The following is a 17,889-nucleotide window of genomic DNA, read 5'->3' as shown; positions in this document are numbered from 1 at the left end:
CCCCGGGCGCCCGGGGGCGGCCCGCCCTCAGGAGGACGGCCGCTCGTCGAAGCTGGCGAAGTACGCGGCGGCCATGTCCTCCTCGCCGTGGCCCTGGGCCTCGGCGCGGGCGAAGCGGTCCGCGCTCGCGGCGGCCACGTCGAGGCGGACGCCGTACCGCTCCCCGGCCTCGGCGATCAGGCGGGCGTCCTTCGCGGCCGTCTTCACCGCGAAGCTCGCCGGCGTCAGACGGCCCTGGAGGATCAGGTCCGCCTTGGCGTGCAGGTAGCCCATGTCCAGCGGGCCGCCCGCGATCGCGTCGAAGAAGCCCCGGGGATCGACGCCGAGGGCCTCGGCCAGGGCCAGCGCCTCGCCGGTCGCGGTGGTCGCGGCGATCACCCAGCTGTTGGCCACCAGCTTGAGGCGGCTGGCGCTGCCGGCCGCGGCGTCCTCGCCCGTCCAGACCGTACGGGAGCCGACCGCGTCGAGGACGGGGGCGACGGCCGCCCGGTGCTCCTCGGGACCCGCGGCGAGGACCAGCAGCTGACCGGCCTCCGCGGGCTGGCGGGTGCCGAGCACCGGCGCGTCGAAGAGGACCAGGCCGTGCTCGCGGGCGAGGTCCGCCAGCGTGCCGATCGCCTCCACGCCCGTCGTGGTCGACTGCACCCACACGGTGCCGGGGCGCAGGGCGGGCGCGGCCCGGCGCATGACCTCCAGGACCGCCTCGCCGTCGTACAGCATGGTGAGGACGGCGTCGGCCCCCTCCACCGCCTCGGCGGGGCTGTCGGCGACGTGGATCCCGTCGGCGGCCAGCGGCTCGGCCTTGTCGCGGCTGCGGTTCCAGGCCCGGACGGCGTGTCCGGCGCGGGCGAGGTTGCGGGCCATCGCGGCCCCCATGATGCCGGTGCCCAGGACGCTCACGGTGCGCTTGTCTGACATGCGGTCGGCTCCCTGTGTTCGCTGTGTTCGTGCGATGCGGCGGCGCCGTCCCGAGTCCGGCGCCGCGCGGCCGCGGCGGACGCGGTGGCGCCGCCCCGGCCGTGCGCGGCCGGGGCGGAGGCGGACGCGCCCGCCCGGGCGCCTCCGCATGATCTCAGGCGCGCGGCCGTACGGACGGCGCCGGTGAGCCGTCCGGCGCGGCGCCGCAGGACCGTGACCGCGCGACGCGCTCGCCGCCCTCGGAGGCGGCGGTGGCGCCCCGGCCGGGCACGCGTCCCCGGTGGGACGCGCCGGCCCGTCGAAGACGCTGCGCGTCCGGAGCCACGACCGGCTCCGGGACCACGACCGGCTCCGGGGCGGCCCGCACCCGGCGGTCGAGCGCGGCCGGAGCCGGTCACGTCGCGGCCCGTACGGGCGCCGCCCGCACGGCGCACACGGTGTGTCCGCCGCGGGCCGGGGCGCGGACGGCGGGGGCGCCGCCCGCCCGGACGTCCGCGGCGGCACGCCCTTTCCGCCCCGGACCGCCGGGTCGCAGATCCACGCGAACTCGACTGTACGGGGGCACACCGCCTCCGATAGACCGGGAGCGTAAGGGGATGTCACCTAGGGGGGACGACCGCCATGCCCCAACGTCTCATCGTCTGCTGCGACGGCACCTGGCTCGGTCCGGACGTCGCGTCGGTGTCCAACGTGCGCCGTGTGTACAACGCCCTGATGCCCACCGACGTCAACGGAGTCCCTCAGCTCAGCCACTACGAACCGGGAGCGGGCACCGAGGGCGGCGTGCTGCGCCGGCTGCTCGGCGCGGGGTTCGCCGTGGGCCTCTCCAACGACGTCCTCGACGCCTACCAGTGGCTGTCCGCCGCCTACCGGCCGGGCGACTCCGTCGCGCTGTTCGGTTTCAGCCGCGGCGCCTACACCGCCCGCAGCCTCGCCGGTCTGATCGCCGCGTCCGGCCTGATCGACATCGGCGCGTACGACGCGCCGACCGCCGGCCGGCACCTGACCCGCGCCCACCTGCACTACCGGGCGGGCGACAGCGGCAGGCGCTGGCGCAAGGGGCTGCGCTTCCGGTTCGACCCCGACGACGAGGCCGCCTTCCCGGTGGACTTCATCGGGGTGTGGGACACGGTCGGCGCCCGCGGCATCCCCGGCAACCTGGCCGGGATCGGCCTGCTGACTCCGGCGCGGGGACTGCGCTTCCACGACGTACGGCTGAACCGGCACGTCAAGCACGCCCGCCACGCACTCGCCCTGGACGAGCCGCGTCGCCCCTTCACCGCCACCCTGTGGGAGCCCGCGGAGGCGCACCAGGACGTCGAGCAGCGCTGGTTCCCCGGCAGCCACATGGACGTCGGCGGCGGGCACCGGCGGGCCGGACTGAGCGACGGGGCCCTCAAGTGGATGGTCGAGGAGGCGGAGAAGACCGTCGGCCTGCGGTTCTCCCAGTACGCGCTGAGCCAGATCCGCCCCGACCCCGCCGACGTCCTGCACGACGACCACCGCGGTGTGTCCGGAGCGGTGCCCTTCCTGGCCGAACCCGTCCTGGGCACGCTGGAGCAGGTCGTGTGGCAGTCGCGGCCGCGGGCCGTGCCGCCCGTCCTCCCGGCCGGCAACTCCGTGCAGCCCCTGCCCCCCACCCAGACGCTGGACCCCTCGGTGCGGGAGCGGCAGCAGCGCCAGCCGATCACCGGCGGGTCCTACCGGCCCACCCGCGTCCTGACGCCCGGCGACACGGCGACCGTCGAGATCCACGCCCGCGACCTGTGGAACGACACCGGCCTCCACCTCGAACCCGGCAGCTACACCTTCCGCGCCGAGGGCCAGTGGCTGGCCGCCTGGACCTGGTCGGACCCCGGCGGCGTGCGCGGCCTGCGCCGCTTCGAGCCCACCGCCCTCCCGCGCCGGATCGGCGACGTCATCGACCAGGGCGTGCGGGTCTACCGGGCCCTGACGGGCCAGCGGGAGGCCACCGTCGTCGGCGCGTCGCGCGAGGTGGACCTGCCGTGGATGTACCTCGTCGGGTACGTGGCCAACGACGCCGAGCGGGTCCGCGGAGTGCCCGGCGGCAAGGGCCACGAGCGCATCCCCATCGGCCGCGGGACGACCCACGAGGTGAAGCGGCCCGGCTACTTCTACGCGTACGCCAACGACGCCTGGGGCTTCTACGGCAGCCACCGCGGCAGCGTCCGGCTGACCGTCGTCAGGAAGTCCTGAGCGCCGCGCGCATGGACGCCGGGACCGGGGGCACACGGACGTGCGGACCGCCGCCGCGCCGGACGCGGAGCCGGCGCACCGGGGACGCGGCGCCCGGAGCCCCGGCCGGGCGCCCGGCGGAGGAGCGGTTCTTCTTGTTGTTCTTCCTGGTGCCCGCCGCCCCGGCACGGTGTGATGGGGGCGGCAGGCCGGGACCGTGCGACACGGCGACCGAGGGGTCGGCGGCACGGTGCGCGCACCGTGTGTCCGGACGGCCGTGCGGGTCCGTGACGATGAGGTCGCCCGGCCGGACCGTGTGCGTCCGGCGACCCGCACGCCGGCGTGCCGCTCCGTCCGCACGAGTGGGTGAGGAGACGCCGTGCCCTCCGTCCTGTCGACCGCTTCGATCGCCGTACCGGAACGCGCCGCGTTCTGGCGCAGGGCCGTCGCCGCGACGTTCGTCCCGCTCGACGTCGAACTGCACGAGGAGAGACCCTCCGCCGGGACCATCGTCAGCCACCGGCTCGGGCCGCTGCAGATCTCCAGGGTCTCGGCCGGGCCGCAGACGGTCGTGCGCAGCCGGCGGATGATCGCCCGGGACGGTGTGGAGTACCTGACCCTGGCGATGCAGCACCGGGGCACCGCCCGGCTCGACCAGGACGGCCGCAGCGTCCTGGTGCGCCCCGGCGAGCTGTCGCTGTCGGTCTCGGGGCGCCCCTTCACCAAGGAGATGGGGGAGGCGTTCAGCTTCACCGCGTTCCGGCTGCCGAGGGCCGCCCTCGGCGTGTCCGACGGCGACCTGCGGACGCTCACGGCGACCGCGCTGTCCGAGGACTCGCCCGGTGCCGCGGTCGTGGCGACGTACCTGGAGTGCCTGGCGCGGGGTGCGGGGGACTTCGCGCCGGGCGTGGGCAGCAGGCTCGCCGCCACGACGTGCGACCTGCTGGCCGTCCTCGTCCAGGAGCGGCGGGGGCGGCCGGCGCCCGAGGCCCCGGAGGCGGTCCGGGCCGTGCTGGCACGGATCAAGGACTACCTGGAGCGGCACCTGCCCGACCCCGGACTCTCGCCGGAGGCCGTCGCCGCCGCCCACCACATCTCGGTGCGCTACCTGCACAAGCTGTTCGAGCGGGAGGGCGTGACCGTGGGCCGGTGGGTCCAGCGGCGGCGCCTGGAGATGTGCCGGCGCGACCTGGCGCGCGCACCGGTGGGGTCGAGCGTGGCGGCCGTCGCCCAGCGGTGGGGGTTCGTCAGCCCCGCGCACTTCAGCCGCGTGTTCCGCACCGCCTACGGGATGTCCCCGAGGCAGTGGCAGGCCACGGCGCGCGTCAAGGTGTGACGCGGCGGCGCCACGGCCGGGTCCACGTCGGCCGCGAGCAGCGCCGGGAACCGCGCGGCGTCCACCGACACCTCCGTCCCCGTCCCGTCCGGCCCGCGGCCGGGCACCCGGGTGCGCACCAGGGCGCCGGCCGGCGGGGGAGCGGGGAACTCGGCCTGCAGTCCGGCCAGGCACTCGCCCTCGTCCGGCGCGTACCCGGCCAGGTGCACCAGGGCCGTCACGTCGTCCTGGACGCCGGCCACGGTGACGACCGCGCCGCCGTAGGCGTGCCCGACCAGGACGGCGGGGCCGGGGATCGCGCGGACGAGGGAGACGACGTAGGCGCTGTCGCCGCCGAGGCGGCGGTCGGGCACCGCCGGGGCCACCACGCCCGGCCCCGCCCGCAGCAGCAGCGGGATCACCGCGGCGTAGCCGGCGGCGCCGTGCACAGGACGACCGTCGGGCCGACGGGACGGGGCATGGGGGAGTCCTCCTCGCGCGGCGGGCGGCGGTGCCGCCCGCCCTCCGGGGAGCGGGTCAGGCGCGGACCAGCGGGGTGCCGACGAGACGCCCGGCCGGGCACCACGCCCGCGGTCCGCCGGGCCCGACCGCCCGGGACACCGGGAGGCCGCCGGTCCCGTCGCCGCCGGGCACGGTGCCGAACTCCCGGACCGCCTCGCCCTCCTGACGCAGCGGCGGCCGCCCGGCACGGGCACAGGGGCGGTGGCGGCGGGTTCTGCGGCGGTACGGGACATGGGAGCGACGGTAGGGCGCTCCCGCGGGCCGGGGTCGTCCCGCAGCGCACCCCCCCGATGCCCGGTGGCGCACCGCCGCGCGCGCCGGTCAGGGCGACAGGCCGGCGGCCGTCCACCGCTCCTTGAGGTCCCGGCCCTCCTCCAGGGAGCCGGAGTCCTCGGCCGCCGTGAAGGACTCCAGGGCGTCCTCCAGCACCCGCAGCGCCTCCGCGCGCTCGTCCAGCGCCCACAGGGCCCGCGCCTTGTACAGCGCGGCCGTGCCGTGCAGGGAGGGGACGCCGACGCGGGGGTCGAGGGCGAGGGCGCGGTCCGCGGCCCGCACCGCGTCCCGCCAGCGCCCGAGGCCCAGGAGGGCGCGCGCGGCGCCGGCCGAGGCGTTCATCGCCGTGTAGTCGGCGATGTGCGGGGCCGGGGCGGTGCGCGGGTCGGTGACCAGGTCCACGACGCGGTTCATGACGTCGAGCGACTCCCGGAACCGTCTCAGGGCGTGCTGATGGCGGGCCAGGGTGATGAGCGCCTGCGGATGCCCCTCCTTGTCCCCCGCCAGGGCGAAGAGCTCGGCGGCCCGCTCGGCCCAGGGCAGCGCCCGGTCGAACTTCCCCAGCCACCGTCCGGCGTACGCGGCGTAGGCCAGCGCCCACGCCTCCTGGACGGTGTCGCCCGCCGTCCGCGCCAGCTCGGCGGCCTCCAGCGCGACCGCCAGGCCGTCGCCCGGCCGGCGCAGGCAGTAGGTGTACGCCCAGGAGAGGTAGTTGGCGTGGGTGGCCTCCAGCGCGGGGTCGCCGAGGGCGCGGGCGGCGGTGCGGGCGAGCCGGTACACGGTGTGCCAGTGGCCCCAGAAGGCCCAGCGGTCGGAGAACCAGTGCATGGACTCGGCGACGTCCACCACCGTGCGCCACTGTCCGGCGGCGGCCGCGTCCTGGAGGGCGGCGAACCAGTTCGCGCTCTCGGTCCGCAGCCAGGCCTCGGCCGTCTGCCGGTCGGTGAGGTCGGCCAGGCCGCCGGGGGCGGGCGGCGGGGTGACGCGGGGCTCGAACCACTGTCCGGCGGCCCGGGCGGTGGCCAGCAGCCAGGCGTTCATCGCCGTACGGGCGGCTTCGCGCGCCCCGGCGGTCTCCTCCTCCACGAGGCGCTGGTGGGCGTAGAGGCGGACGAGGTCGTGGAAGCGGGCGCGGTCGTCGACGGCGGGGTCGAGCAGGCCGAGTTCGACGAGTTCGTCCAGCATCTGCTCGACCCGGTCCAGGGGCAGGCCGGTGAGCGCGGCGCCGAGCGCGGGGGAGAAGTCGGGGCCGGGGACGAGGGAGAGGCGGCGGAAGAGGAGCCGGGCGGGGCGGGTGAGCTGTTCGTAGGAGAGGGTGAAGGCGGACTTGACCCGCAGGTCGCCGGCGGCGAGGCGGTCCAGCCGGAGGTCCTCGGCGGCGAGCCGGTCGGCGAGGTTGGCGGCGCTCCACGAGGGGCGGCTGACGAGGCGGTTGCCGGCGATGCGCAGGGCCAGGGGCAGTCCGCCGCACAGCTCCGCGATCCGCGCCAGCGCCGCCGGGTCGGAGGCCGGGGTGCGGGTGGGGCGGCCGGCGGTGATCCCGGCCAGCAGCGAGGCGGCCGCCCCGGCCGGCAGCGGCGCCAGCGCGAGGCGCCGGGCGTGCTCGATGCCGGTCAGGGCGCGCCGGCTGGTCACCCAGAACGTGCACGCGCCCTCGCCCGGCAGCAGCGGCCGCACCTGGGCCTCGTCGGCCGCGTTGTCCAGGATCACCAGCAGGTTCCTGTCGCGCACCGTGCGCCGCAGCAGCACCGTCCGCTCGTCGGGGTCGGAGGGCAGGTCGTCCTCCCGTACGCCGAGGGACTTCAGCAGGCGGGCCAGGGCGTCGTGCGGGGAGAGCGGGCGCGGGTCCAGGCCGCGGAGGTCGACGTGGAAGCGGCCGCCGGGGAAGCGGCCGGCCCGGTGGTGCGCGGCCTGGACCACGAGGCTGGTCTTGCCGAGGCCGGGGCCGCCGGAGACGATCGCGGCCCGCGCCCCCGCGTCCGCGCCCCCGTCCCGCGCCAGCCACGCCAGTTCCTCCTCCCGCCCGGTGAAGTCGGCCACCCGGGGCGGCAGATCGCACAGCCCGCGGCTCCCGTCCTTCTCCCGGTACACCCGCCGGCGGCCGTCGCGGGCCGCGCCCAGCAGCCGGTCGGCGTCCTCGGGGGAGAGGCGCAGCGCGTCGGCGAGGGCCTGGACGGTACGGGCCCGCGGTCCCCGGCTGCGGCCGCGCTCCATGTCGCCGATCGCGCGGTCGCTGACCCCGGAGGCCTCGGCCAGCTCCTCCAGCGTCATCCCCGCGGCATGCCTGAGCCCGCGCAGCAGCGGGCCCAGTGCTTCCGGTGGTGGTGTACCGACCACGGCAGCACGTTCCCTTCGACTGTGAGACCACATTTTATCGGAGGAGCGGGGGCGCCGGACTCGGACGACCTGCCTGACCAGCGGCGGAGCCCGGAACAGTGGAAGCGGGGCGACGAGGGGACGTACGCCCGCGGGATGCCGCCCGCCGCCTCGCCGAAGGCGTGCGCGGCCCTCGGTGCGCGGTCGGGCCACCAGCGGTGCGCGGGCGGTCAACTCCGGACGGCCGGACGGCCCTAGCGTCGGGGGCGGCGGCACCGAGGACCCCGTGTCACGGAGGTCCGGGCCGCCGCGCCGGAAAGGTCCGGCGCACGCACACGTTTTTTCAGGAGATTCCCATGTCCGATGTCGTCGAGCCGGTCGTACCGGTCCTGGAGCCCGCCGCGCAGGCCTTCGTCGAGGCGACCGCGAACCCGCCGTACCTGTTCGACCTCGGGCCGGTGGAGGGCCGCAGGACGGTCGACGAGGTGCAGTCGGGCGACATCGAGAAGCCCGCGGTCGACGAGGAGTGGGTCACCGTTCCCGGCGGTCCGACGGGCAGCGTCCGGGCCCGGATCGTCCGCCCCGCCGGCGCCACCGGCACCCTGCCGGTCGTCCTGTACATCCACGGCGCGGGCTGGGTGTTCGGCAACGCCCACACCCACGACCGCCTGGTGCGCGAGCTGGCCGTGGGGGCCGGTGCCGCGGTGGTCTTCCCCGAGTACGACCTCTCCCCGGAGGCCCGTTACCCGGTGGCCGTCGAGCAGAACTACGCCGTCGCCCAGTGGGTGGTGAAGGAGGGCGCCGGCAAGAACCTGGACGGCACCCGCCTGGCGGTGGCCGGCGACTCGGTCGGCGGCAACATGACCGCCGCGCTGACCCTGCAGGCCAAGGAGCGCGGCGACGTGCCGCTGGTGCAGCAGGTGCTGTTCTACCCGGTCACCGACGCGGCCTTCGACACGCCGTCCTACCACCAGTTCGCGGAAGGCTACTTCCTGCGCCGCGACGGCATGCAGTGGTTCTGGGACCAGTACACGACCGACGAGGCCGAGCGCGCCCAGATCACCGCCTCCCCGCTGCGCGCCACCACCGAGCAGCTCACCGGGCTGCCTCCGGCGCTGGTCATCACCGGTGAGGCCGACGTGCTGCGCGACGAGGGCGAGGCCTACGCCAACAAGCTGCGCCAGGCGGGCGTCGCGGTCACCGCGGTGCGCTTCCAGGGCATCATCCACGACTTCGTGATGCTCAACGCCCTGCGCGAGACCCACGCCGCCGAGGCCGCCATCGACCTGGCGGTCACCACGCTGCGTTCGGCCCTGCACGCCGGCTGATCCGCACCACCACGAGACCGTGAGCCACGGGGACACACGTCCGCGTGGCCGACGAGGAGACAGGAAAACATGTCTGGTTCAACTCCCACCGTCGTCCTGGTGCACGGGGCGTTCGCCGACGCGGCGAGCTGGTCCGGCGTCGTCGCCGAGCTGCAGTCCCACGGCATCCCGGTCGTCGCGCCGCCGAACCCGCTGCGCGGTCTGGCCTCGGACGCCGCGTACGTCGCCGCGATCACCTCGCAGATCGACGGCCCGGTCGTCCTGGTCGGCCACTCCTACGGCGGTGCGCTGATCACGGTGGCCGGCACGGCCGAGAACGTCGTCGGCCTGGTCTACGTGGCCGCCTACGTCCTGGAGGAGGGCGAGAGCCTCGGCGAGCTGCAGGGCCGCTTCCCCGACTCCCCGCTGGTCAGCAACCTCAAGCAGTGGACGTACCCGGTCGAGGGCGGCGAGGACGCGACCGAGGTCACCATCGCCGCGGACGCCTTCCCGTCGGTCTTCGCCGCGGACGTGCCCGCCGACGTCACGAAGGTCCTCGCGGTGACGCAGCGCCCGCTCGCGGCCGGCGCCTTCACCGAGCAGGCCTCCGCCGCCGCGTGGCGGACCAAGCCCTCCTGGGCCCTGGTCGCCACCGCGGACCGGGCCATCAACCCCGAGGTGGAGCGCTTCGGGGCCAAGCGGGCGGGTGCCACCACCGTCGAGATCGAAGGGGCCTCGCACGCCGTCGCGGTGTCCCGTCCGGCGGCGGTCGCGGACCTGATCCGCGAGGCGGTGCGCGCCACCGCCTGACGCGGCGGCAGGGCCGCCCGACGGGGCGGCCGTACAGGGGCGGAGCGGGCCGCGCGGACGTCTTCGGGGAGCGTCCGCACGGCCCGCGGCATCGCACGGGCCGCCGCACGGCCCCCGTACGAGTCCGTCCCGCGGCCTCGCGGGGACCCGCCGTCCCGCGGCGTCCGCCGCGGGTCCGCCCGGCGGCGGACGCTCCGTCCTTCTCCGCCCGGCCGCTGCGCCCCGCCCGCGGGGGAGGGGAGTCCCGGCAGGCCGGTGACGGCCCGGCCGGGGCGTTCGACGCGTTCGACGCTTACGGAAGGGTGCGACGGCAGTGCAGGAAGAGGTGGGGCTCGGGGACGGCGTCCGGGCGGGCGGGGGTGAACACCACCGTGCGCCGGTCCAGTACGGTCAGGCCCGCCGCCTCCGCCATGGCGGTGAAGTCCCCGGCGGCGTAACTGGTCACCCGCACGGGCTGCCCCATGAAGACGCCTTCGGCGTCCTCGACGTCCAGGGGGACGGTGGCGAGGACCATGTGGCCCTGCGGCGTGAGCGCGCGCACCAGCCGTCCCACGAGCCGGGCCTGCTCCTCGCGGGACATCTGCAGCAGGGCGAAGTACACGCACACCGCGTCGAACGCCCCGTCCTCCAGCGGCATCCCGCGGACGTCGGCGCGGCGGAAGGTCGCCCCGGGCACCCGCCGGGAGGCCAGGTCCACCATGACGGGGGAGACGTCGACGCCCAGCACGTCGTGGCCCGCCGAGACGAGCGTCGCGGCGGTGGGGCACCCGGTGCCGCTGCCCACGTCCAGCACGCGGCTGCCCGGGGCGAGCCGGGCCAGGAGCCACTCCAGCGACGCGCGGTGGGTCTCCGAACCGGCGAACGCCTCCTCGTACGCGGATCCCAGCGCGTCGAAGACCGCCGCCGCGGCCGGTGGTGTGCGCTCGTCGTCGGTCACGGTGTCTCCCCCGGGTGCGGTGCGGCAGTGGCGTGGCATCGTCGCACCGCGGGCGCGCGCCGACAAGACGGTGCCGGGGGCTGGTGCCCGGTGCCCGGTGACCGGTGGCGTCGTCCGGCCGTGCGCGCCGTCGCCCCGCCCGCGGGGGAGGGGAGTCCCGGCAGGCCGGTGACGGCCCGGCCGGGGCGTTCGACGCGTTCGACGCTTACGGAAGGGACGGACCGGGCCGGAACGGCGAATGCGCCGGCGTGTCCCGGAGAGGACCGCCGGCGCGTTCGGGAACCGCCGTTCTCAGCGGGTGTCGGCGGTGTCGGTGGTGTCCGTGGTGCCGGCCGCGTCGGCCGCCTCCGCCGTACGGGCGCCGGTGTCACGCGGCGGCAGCCCGGTCCCCTCGATGTCGATGTGCGGCAACACGCGGTCGAGCCGGCCGGGCAGCGACCAGGCGCGGCGGCCCAGGAGCGCCAGGACGGCGGGCACGATCGTCATGCGCACCACGAAGGCGTCGACGGCGACGCCGAACGCGAGGGCGAAGCCGATGGACTTGATGATCGGGTCGTGGTTGAAGACGAAGCCGCCGAAGACCGACACCATGATCAGGGCGGCGGCGCACACCACACGGCCGCTGCGTGCCAGACCGTGTGTCACGGCCTCCGCCGCGTCACCGGTGTGCTCGTAGTGCTCGCGCATCCGGCTGACGAGGAAGACCTCGTAGTCCATGGCGAGGCCGAAGAGCACACCGATGAGGAGGACGGGCAGGAAGGCGGTGACGGGCGCGGCGGCGGCGACGGCCAGCAGGCCGTTGAGGTGCCCCTGCTGGAAGACCCACACGGTGGCGCCGAGGGCCGCCGCGATCGACAGCAGGAACCCGAGGACCGCCTTGAGCGGCACCAGCAGCGACCGGAACGCGACGGCCAGCAGGACCAGCGCCAGGATCACGATGATGGCGATGAACAGGGGCAGGGCGCCGGACAGCTTGGCGGAGACGTCGATGGCGGCGGCGGTGGCCCCGGCGATGTGGAGGGTGCCGCCCGCCTCGCCGACCGAGGGTGCGTTGTCCCGCAGCCGGTGCACGAGGTCCGTGGTGGCCTCGTCGTCGGGACCGGTGGTGGGGACGATGCCGATGACGGCGAGCGAGCCGTCCTCGTTCGCGACCGGCGCGGCGACGGCGGCGACGCCCTTCTCCTTCGCCAGGGTGGCGCGCAGCGCCTTCAGCGCGTCGGGGCGCTCGGCGGCGGGGATGTCCTCGGCGTCGACGACGGCGGTCAGGGTGGCGTTGAAGCCCGGCCCGAAGCCCTTCGTCAGCAGGTCGTAGCTCTTGTGCTGGGTGGTCTCGGCGGGCTGCGAGGCGTTGCTGGGCAGGCCCAGGCGCAGCTCGCGGGCGGGCAGCGCGACGGCCAGCAGGCCGAGGACGCCGACGAGGAGGACGACGACGGGCGCGCGGGTGATGAGGCGGCCCCAGGCGAGCCCCCACGCTCCGGGCTCGCGTCCGCGCTTCGCCCCGGCCTTCCCCGTCTCCTCCGTCTCCTCCGCCTTCCCGGCCCGCCCCTTCTTCGCGCGCGGCCGCAGCCGCTCGCCCAGCAGGGCCAGGGCCGCCGGTACGAGGCTGAGGGCGACGAGGACGGCGAGCAGCACGGTGCCGGCCGCGGCCAGGCCCATGACGGTCAGGAAGGGGATGCCGGTGGCGGACAGCGCGGCCAGGGCCACGACGACGGTCGCACCGGCGAAGACGACGGCGCTGCCCGCGGTCGCCACGGCCCGGGCGATGGAGTCCCTCAGGTCCGCGCCGGGCTCGGCCAGCTGCTCGCGGTGGCGGGCGATGATGAACAGCGCGTAGTCGATGCCGACGGCGAGGCCGATCATCAGGGCGAGCACGGTGGCGGTGCCGGTCATGTCGACGAACCGGGAGACGAACTGCACGCCGAGCACGCCGATGCCCACGCCCACGGCCGCGGTCGCCAGCGGCAGCCCGGCCGCCACCAGCGAGCCGAGGGTCACCGCCAGCACGACGAAGGCCACGACCACACCGACGATCTCCGCCGGGCCGCCGACCTCGACCTGGGACGACATGGCCGAACCGCCGTACTCGACCTCCAGGCCGGCGTCGCGGGCCGGCTCCATGGCGTCGACGAGGTCGTCCTTGGCGGACTGCGGGACATCCTCGGCGGTCCTGCTGAAGCCGACGTCCGCATAGGCGACGGTGCCGTCACGTGAGACCGTCCTGGCCTCGAAGGGATCGGAGACCTTGCTGACGTCCGATATCCCGGCGGCCTCCTTCAGGCCGGCTCTGACGGCCCGCTGGGCCTCGGCCCCGGTGAGACCGCCCTTGCCGTCGGCGGCGAACACCACGCGCACGACGCCGCCCGACGCCTGCGGCAGCTCCCTCTTGAGCAGGTCCTGGGCCTGCTGGGACTCGATCCCCGGGATCGAGTACTCGTTGGTCAGCTTGCCGTGCAGGGTGGCTCCGAGGCCGCCGACCACGGCGAGCAGCAACAGCCAGACCCCGACGACCGGACCGCGGTGGCGTACGACCCACTGGGCCCACGCGTACAGGCGTGACGCCATGTCCGCCTTCCTTTCCCTGGTGCTTCCGAGCCGCATCGCGCTGCCCGCACGGCAGGCGCCGTCGAGGCGGGCGTCCGCGTCCTCGCGGGGGAGCGGGTCCGGACCCCGGCGGCTTCGGCGCCCGGACGGCGGCCGCCGCGGCCGTCGGAGAGCCGGGGCCCCGCCGCGCGCAGGAGGACGTCGACACCGCCCCCGCCTTCCTTCGGGCCGGAATCGCGGCTCCTCCCGAGGCCGTCTCCTCCGGCACCCGGGACGCCTCTTCTCGCCACAGTGGCTCCCGGTACCCGTGATCCGTCCTGTCATGTCGGCCGCGCCCGGCCCGCTCCGCTCCTCCGCCCCACCGGTAACTTCTACAATGTTGTAGATTTGGCGTACGGACCCGGTGGCGTACCCGCCGGGTCCCCGGCGCACGGCTCACCGAGGAGGAGAACAGCGTGGGAGTTTCCCTGTCCAAAGGCGGCAACGTCTCGCTCAGCAAGGAGGCGCCGGGCCTGACCGCGGTGCTGGTCGGTCTGGGCTGGGACGTGCGGACCACCACGGGGACCGACTACGACCTCGACGCCTCCGCACTGCTCCTGGACGCGTCGGGCCGGGTCCTGTCCGATCGGCACTTCGTCTTCTACAACAACCTGACCAGCCCGGACGGCTCGGTCGAGCACACCGGTGACAACCTCACCGGTGAGGGCGAGGGCGACGACGAGTCCCTCAAGGTGAACCTCGCCGAGGTGCCGGCGGAGGTCGACAGGATCGTCTTCCCGGTCTCCATCCACGACGCCGACAGCCGCGGCCAGAGCTTCGGACAGGTCCGCAACGCCTTCATCCGGGTCGTCAACCAGGCGAACAACCAGGAGATCGCGCGCTACGACCTGTCCGAGGACGCCTCGACCGAGACCGCGATGGTCTTCGGCGAGGTCTACCGGCACGGCGCCGAGTGGAAGTTCCGCGCCGTCGGCCAGGGCTACGCCTCCGGCCTCGCCGGCATCGCCGCCGACTTCGGTGTGAACGTCTGACGGCACACCGTCCGGCGGTGCGGCGCCCGGCGGCACGGCGTCCGGCGGTCCCGCGCGTTCCCGGCCGCCCGTACCGTCGTCCCGTGTCCCCGGAGGCGACGGCACGGGCGGCCGGGCCCCGGCGGACCGCTCCGAAGGTGTGATCCGGACCCGCGAAAGGTGTGACATCGCGGGCCGGGCCGGAGCCGGGAACACGCGTCCGGCCCGGATCGTTGGACCGGTACGCACCGAACAAGAGGAGTCACCCCTTTGTCCGCCAGACCGACGGACCCCCCGGGGCACAGTCCCCGACCATCCCGCCATGGCGAAGGTGAGCACGGCACACGGCGGGGTGGTGTTCGATGAGTGCCGCGAGCGCGCTGCCGGGCCTGCTGGCCGTCTTCGTCCTGACCGCCGGCACGGGCTACTTCGTCGCCCAGGAGTTCGCCTACGTCTCCGCCGACCGGCTCGCGCTGGCCCGTGACGCCGAGGCCGGGGACGAGCGGGCCGCCCGCGCCCTGACGGTCCTCGAACGGCTGTCCTTCATGCTGTCCGGCGCGCAGCTGGGCATCACCGTGACCGGCCTGGTCGTCGGCTTCATCGCCGAACCGTCCGTGTCCGCGCTGCTCGAGCCGCTGCTGGCCGGCGCCGGCGTGCCCGGCGGTGCCGTCTCCGGCATCTCCGTCGTGCTCGCCTTCGTCCTGGCCACGGTGGTGCAGATGGTGCTGGGCGAGCTGGCCCCGAAGAACCTGGCCATCGCCGTGCCCGAGCGGCTGGCCAAGGCGCTGGCGCCCTCCACCCTCGCCTACCTCAAGGTCGTCGGCCCGGTGGTCCGGGTCTTCGACAGCGCCGCGAACAAGCTGCTGCGCCGGGTCGGCATCGAACCGGTCGAGGAGCTGCACCACGGCGCCACCCTGGAGGAGCTGGGCCACCTGATCGGCGAGTCCCACGAGCGGGGCGGACTGCCCGCGGACACCGCCGCGCTCCTCGACCACGCCCTGGAGTTCTCCGAGCGCACGGTGGGCGAGGTGATGGTGGCGCGCGCCGACACCGTCTTCGTCCGCGCGGACGCCGGCGCCGACGAGGCGGTCGGCCTCATCGCCCGGCACGGCCACTCCAACTACCCCGTGGTCGGCGACCACCCCGACGACGTCACCGGCGTCGTGGGCGTGCGCGAGCTGATGCGGCTGCCCGCGGACCGGCCGGCCGGGGCGACCGCGGGCGCGCTCGCCCGCTCCCCGCTGCTGCTGCCGGACACGCTGCCGCTGCCGCGAGCGGTCGAGCAGATGCGCCGCCGCGACGACGAGTTCGCCGTGGTCCTCGACGAGCACGGCGGCGTCGCGGGCGTCGTCACCTACGAGGACATCGCCGAGGAGCTGGTCGGCGACATCGCCGACGAGTCCGACACCGTCACCGAACTGGCCGTGCCGGCCGGGACCGGCGGCGAGGATGCCTGGCTGGTGGACGCCGGCCGCCGCCTCGACGAGGTCGCCGGGGCCACGGGCGTGGGACTGCCCGAGGAGGAGGACTACGACACCGTCGCCGGACTGATCGTGGACCGGCTGGGCCGCTTCCCCGCGGTCGGCGACCGCGTCACGGCCGAGCTGCCGGGCGGCGGCCGCGCGGTGATCGACGTACTGACCCTGGACCGGCACGTGCCGGAGCGGGTCCGCCTCACGCGGCTGCCCGCGGTGGAGCGGAAGGAGGAACAGGCGTGAGCTTCCCCATGGCACTCTTCGTCACCGTTGTGCTGCTGATCGGCAGCGGCTTCTTCGTGGCCGCCGAGTTCGCCCTGGTGGCCGCCCGCCGGCACCGGATGGAGAGGGCGGCGGCCGAGGGCCGGCGCGGCGCCGGGGCGGCACTGGCCGGGATGCGCGAACTGTCGCTCATGCTGGCCGGCGCCCAGCTCGGCATCACCGTGTGCACCCTGGGCCTGGGCTCCGTGTCCAAGCCGGCGATCTCGCACGAGCTCGACCCGCTGCTGCACAGCCTGGGTCTGCCCACCGCGCTCAGCTACGCCGTCGCGTTCGCCGTGGCGATGGTCGTGGTGGTCTTCCTGCACATGGTGGTCGGCGAGATGGCGCCCAAGTCGTGGGCCATCGCGCACCCCGAGCGGTCCGCGATGCTGCTCGCCCCGGCGTTCCGGGCCGTCGTGACGGTCGTACGGCCGCTGATCCTGGTGTTCAACAAGGCGAGCAACGGACTCGTCCGGCTGTGCCGGGTCACCCCGCGCGACGAGCTGGCCCCGGTCCACGACCGGGAGCAGCTCACCCACCTCGTGGCGGAGTCGCGGCGCCTGGGGCTGATCAGCGAGACCGACTCGCAGCTGCTCACCCGCTCGCTGACCGAACCCGGGACCCCGGTGCGCGAGCTGCGCGTCCCGGCCTCCGGGATCACCTCGGTCGACGGCGGCGCGGGCGTCGACGACATCCTGCGCGTCGCCGCGCGCACCGACCGCACCCGGCTGCTGGTCCGCGGGGACGGCACCGTCCTCGGCTCGGTCCACGCCCGGGACGCCCTGGTCGCCCGCGCGCACGGACGCGCCGTGAACGCCCGCGACCTGGCTCGGCCGGTGCCGGAGCTGACGGAGGACACGACGGTCGCCGACGCGATCGACGTCCTGCGCCGCCGCCGCTCCTCGCTGGCCGTCGTCCGGGACGGGTCGGGTCGCCTCACCGGCATGGTGAGCCTGGACGACCTGCTGGCACGGCTGCTGCAACCGCGGGCGGCCTGACCGGACGGGGGCCGTAGCACCACCCCGTCCGGACGGCGGACGGCGGGTCGAGGCAGCCGCCCCACCGCCGTCCGCGCGCACCCGCGGCCCCCGGCGGAGCAGGACCGGCGGGCCGGGCCCGCGCGGTCTTCCGGAGCCGGGCGCTCCCGCTCGTCCCCGGTGCGGGATGGTGAGTCCGCACACACGCCATACCGGGGGTGACGCATCCGACCGGTCCGGCCGGGCGCCCCCTGCCCCGCGAAGGAGGAGCGACCGTGAGGACCACCGTGAAGGACATGCTCGCCGCCTATCCGGCCGACCTCGGGGACGTGGACCGGGACAGGCTCACCCGCTGCATCGAGGAGTGCCAGGCCTGTGCGCAGACCTGTACCGCCTGTGCGGACTCCTGTCTGTCGGAGGGCGCGGTCGGCGAGCTGACCAAGTGCATCCGCACCGACATGGACTGCGCCGACGTCTGCGCCGCGACGGCCCGCGTCCTGTCCCGGCACACCGGCTACGACGCCAACGTCACCCGCGCGATGCTGGCGGCCTGCGCGGCCGCCTGCAAGGCGTGCGGCGACGAGTGCGCCGCCCACGCCGACGCGCACGAGCACTGCCGGCTGTCCGCCGAGGCATGCCGCTCCTGCGAGCAGGCGTGCGAGGACCTGATGCAGTCCCTCGGCTGACGGGACGGCCCCTCGGGGGGCGAGGCCTCCGGCGAGGGCCGCCCGGAGACCCGGCCGGGCCCCGCGGAGCGCGGGGCCCGGCCGGGAACACACCGTTCCGTCCGTGCGGGCGGAGGGCACCGGGGTCAGGCGGTGTACTGGTAGGCCGGGTAGGTGAGGTAGCCCGCGTCGCCGCCCTGGTAGTACGTGGTCTCGTCGGCGGGCGCGATCGGCAGGCCGGTGCGCAGCCGCTCGACCAGGTCGGGGTTGGCGATGAAGGCGCGGCCGAAGCTGATCAGGTCCGCGCCCAGGCCGAGCCAGTGGTCGGCGGCGGCCCGGTCGGCCTGCTTCGGGCCCATCGGGAGG

General features: G+C 75.6%; 13 protein-coding genes and 1 pseudogene. 8 read left to right on the top strand and 6 right to left on the bottom strand.

The features are described 5' to 3' along the window. Nucleotides 1-27 precede the first annotated feature (27 nt). The gene (locus IE271_RS24455; RefSeq protein ID WP_190192581.1) at nucleotides 28-918 is read right to left on the bottom strand and encodes an NAD(P)-dependent oxidoreductase; all 891 of its coding nucleotides are present in this window, start codon (nucleotides 916-918) and stop codon (nucleotides 28-30) included. Between the two features lie 621 nt (nucleotides 919-1,539). Here IE271_RS24455 and IE271_RS24450 point away from each other — a divergent pair. Both IE271_RS24450 and IE271_RS24445 read left to right on the top strand, forming a co-directional pair. Next, nucleotides 1,540-3,135: a T6SS phospholipase effector Tle1-like catalytic domain-containing protein gene (locus IE271_RS24450; protein ID WP_190192580.1), complete on the top strand. Its 1,596-nt coding sequence runs from the start codon at nucleotides 1,540-1,542 to the stop codon at nucleotides 3,133-3,135. A 358-nt stretch (nucleotides 3,136-3,493) separates the two neighbouring features. Then, nucleotides 3,494-4,450: an AraC-like ligand-binding domain-containing protein gene (locus IE271_RS24445; protein WP_190192579.1), complete on the top strand. Its 957-nt coding sequence runs from the start codon at nucleotides 3,494-3,496 to the stop codon at nucleotides 4,448-4,450. On the opposite strand, the gene IE271_RS24440 is transcribed toward IE271_RS24445, so the two are convergent. Further along, the gene (locus tag IE271_RS24440) at nucleotides 4,399-4,878 is read right to left on the bottom strand and encodes a hypothetical protein (RefSeq protein WP_190192578.1); all 480 of its coding nucleotides are present in this window, start codon (nucleotides 4,876-4,878) and stop codon (nucleotides 4,399-4,401) included. The genes IE271_RS24445 and IE271_RS24440 overlap by 52 nt on opposite strands. 394 nt (nucleotides 4,879-5,272) lie before the next feature. Further along, complete coding sequence (locus tag IE271_RS24435; RefSeq protein WP_190192577.1) at nucleotides 5,273-7,561, bottom strand: helix-turn-helix domain-containing protein; 2,289 nt, start codon at nucleotides 7,559-7,561, stop codon at nucleotides 5,273-5,275. A 335-nt stretch (nucleotides 7,562-7,896) separates the two neighbouring features. Here IE271_RS24435 and IE271_RS24430 point away from each other — a divergent pair, with 335 nt between their 5' ends. Both IE271_RS24430 and IE271_RS24425 read left to right on the top strand, forming a co-directional pair. Beyond that, complete coding sequence (locus IE271_RS24430; protein ID WP_190192576.1) at nucleotides 7,897-8,868, top strand: alpha/beta hydrolase; 972 nt, start codon at nucleotides 7,897-7,899, stop codon at nucleotides 8,866-8,868. A 69-nt stretch (nucleotides 8,869-8,937) separates the two neighbouring features. Then, nucleotides 8,938-9,657, top strand: a complete 720-nt coding sequence (locus IE271_RS24425) for an alpha/beta fold hydrolase (protein WP_190192575.1) — start codon at nucleotides 8,938-8,940, stop codon at nucleotides 9,655-9,657. Between the two features lie 292 nt (nucleotides 9,658-9,949). Here the strand turns inward: IE271_RS24425 and IE271_RS24420 are convergent, their stop codons facing one another. Continuing rightward, nucleotides 9,950-10,633, bottom strand: a complete 684-nt coding sequence (locus IE271_RS24420) for a class I SAM-dependent methyltransferase (protein WP_190192574.1) — start codon at nucleotides 10,631-10,633, stop codon at nucleotides 9,950-9,952. Between the two features lie 252 nt (nucleotides 10,634-10,885). Further along, entirely contained in the window at nucleotides 10,886-13,156 is a 2,271-nt protein-coding gene (locus IE271_RS24415) for an MMPL family transporter (protein WP_190192573.1), read from the bottom strand. A gap of 434 nt (nucleotides 13,157-13,590) precedes the next feature. On the opposite strand from IE271_RS24415, the gene IE271_RS24410 reads away from it, so the two are divergent. From IE271_RS24410 to IE271_RS24395, 4 genes are all read left to right on the top strand, one after another. Continuing rightward, a complete protein-coding gene (locus IE271_RS24410) occupies nucleotides 13,591-14,166 on the top strand; it encodes a TerD family protein (protein ID WP_190192572.1) in 576 nt (191 codons plus the stop codon). A gap of 341 nt (nucleotides 14,167-14,507) precedes the next feature. Further along, nucleotides 14,508-15,863 carry a hemolysin family protein gene (locus IE271_RS24405; RefSeq protein WP_190192571.1) on the top strand — a complete coding sequence of 452 codons (1,356 nt, stop codon included), beginning with the start codon at nucleotides 14,508-14,510 and terminating at the stop codon, nucleotides 15,861-15,863. Beyond that, the gene (locus IE271_RS24400; RefSeq protein WP_190192570.1) at nucleotides 15,860-16,879 is read left to right on the top strand and encodes a hemolysin family protein; all 1,020 of its coding nucleotides are present in this window, start codon (nucleotides 15,860-15,862) and stop codon (nucleotides 16,877-16,879) included. The genes IE271_RS24405 and IE271_RS24400 overlap by 4 nt, the downstream gene beginning before the upstream one ends. Nucleotides 16,880-17,133: 254 nt before the next feature. Continuing rightward, nucleotides 17,134-17,544 carry a four-helix bundle copper-binding protein gene (locus IE271_RS24395; protein ID WP_229919538.1) on the top strand — a complete coding sequence of 137 codons (411 nt, stop codon included), beginning with the start codon at nucleotides 17,134-17,136 and terminating at the stop codon, nucleotides 17,542-17,544. Nucleotides 17,545-17,669: 125 nt separating this feature from the next. Here IE271_RS24395 and IE271_RS24390 read toward each other — a convergent pair. Beyond that, nucleotides 17,670-17,889 (bottom strand): annotated as a pseudogene (locus IE271_RS24390) (alkene reductase); the annotation flags it as partial.

It is taken from the genome of Streptomyces minutiscleroticus (assembly GCF_014650875.1).
Classification (GTDB): domain Bacteria; phylum Actinomycetota; class Actinomycetes; order Streptomycetales; family Streptomycetaceae; genus Streptomyces; species Streptomyces minutiscleroticus.
Note: the sequence above shows the minus strand (reverse complement) of the source record. Positions and strands in the feature narration are given on the sequence as shown.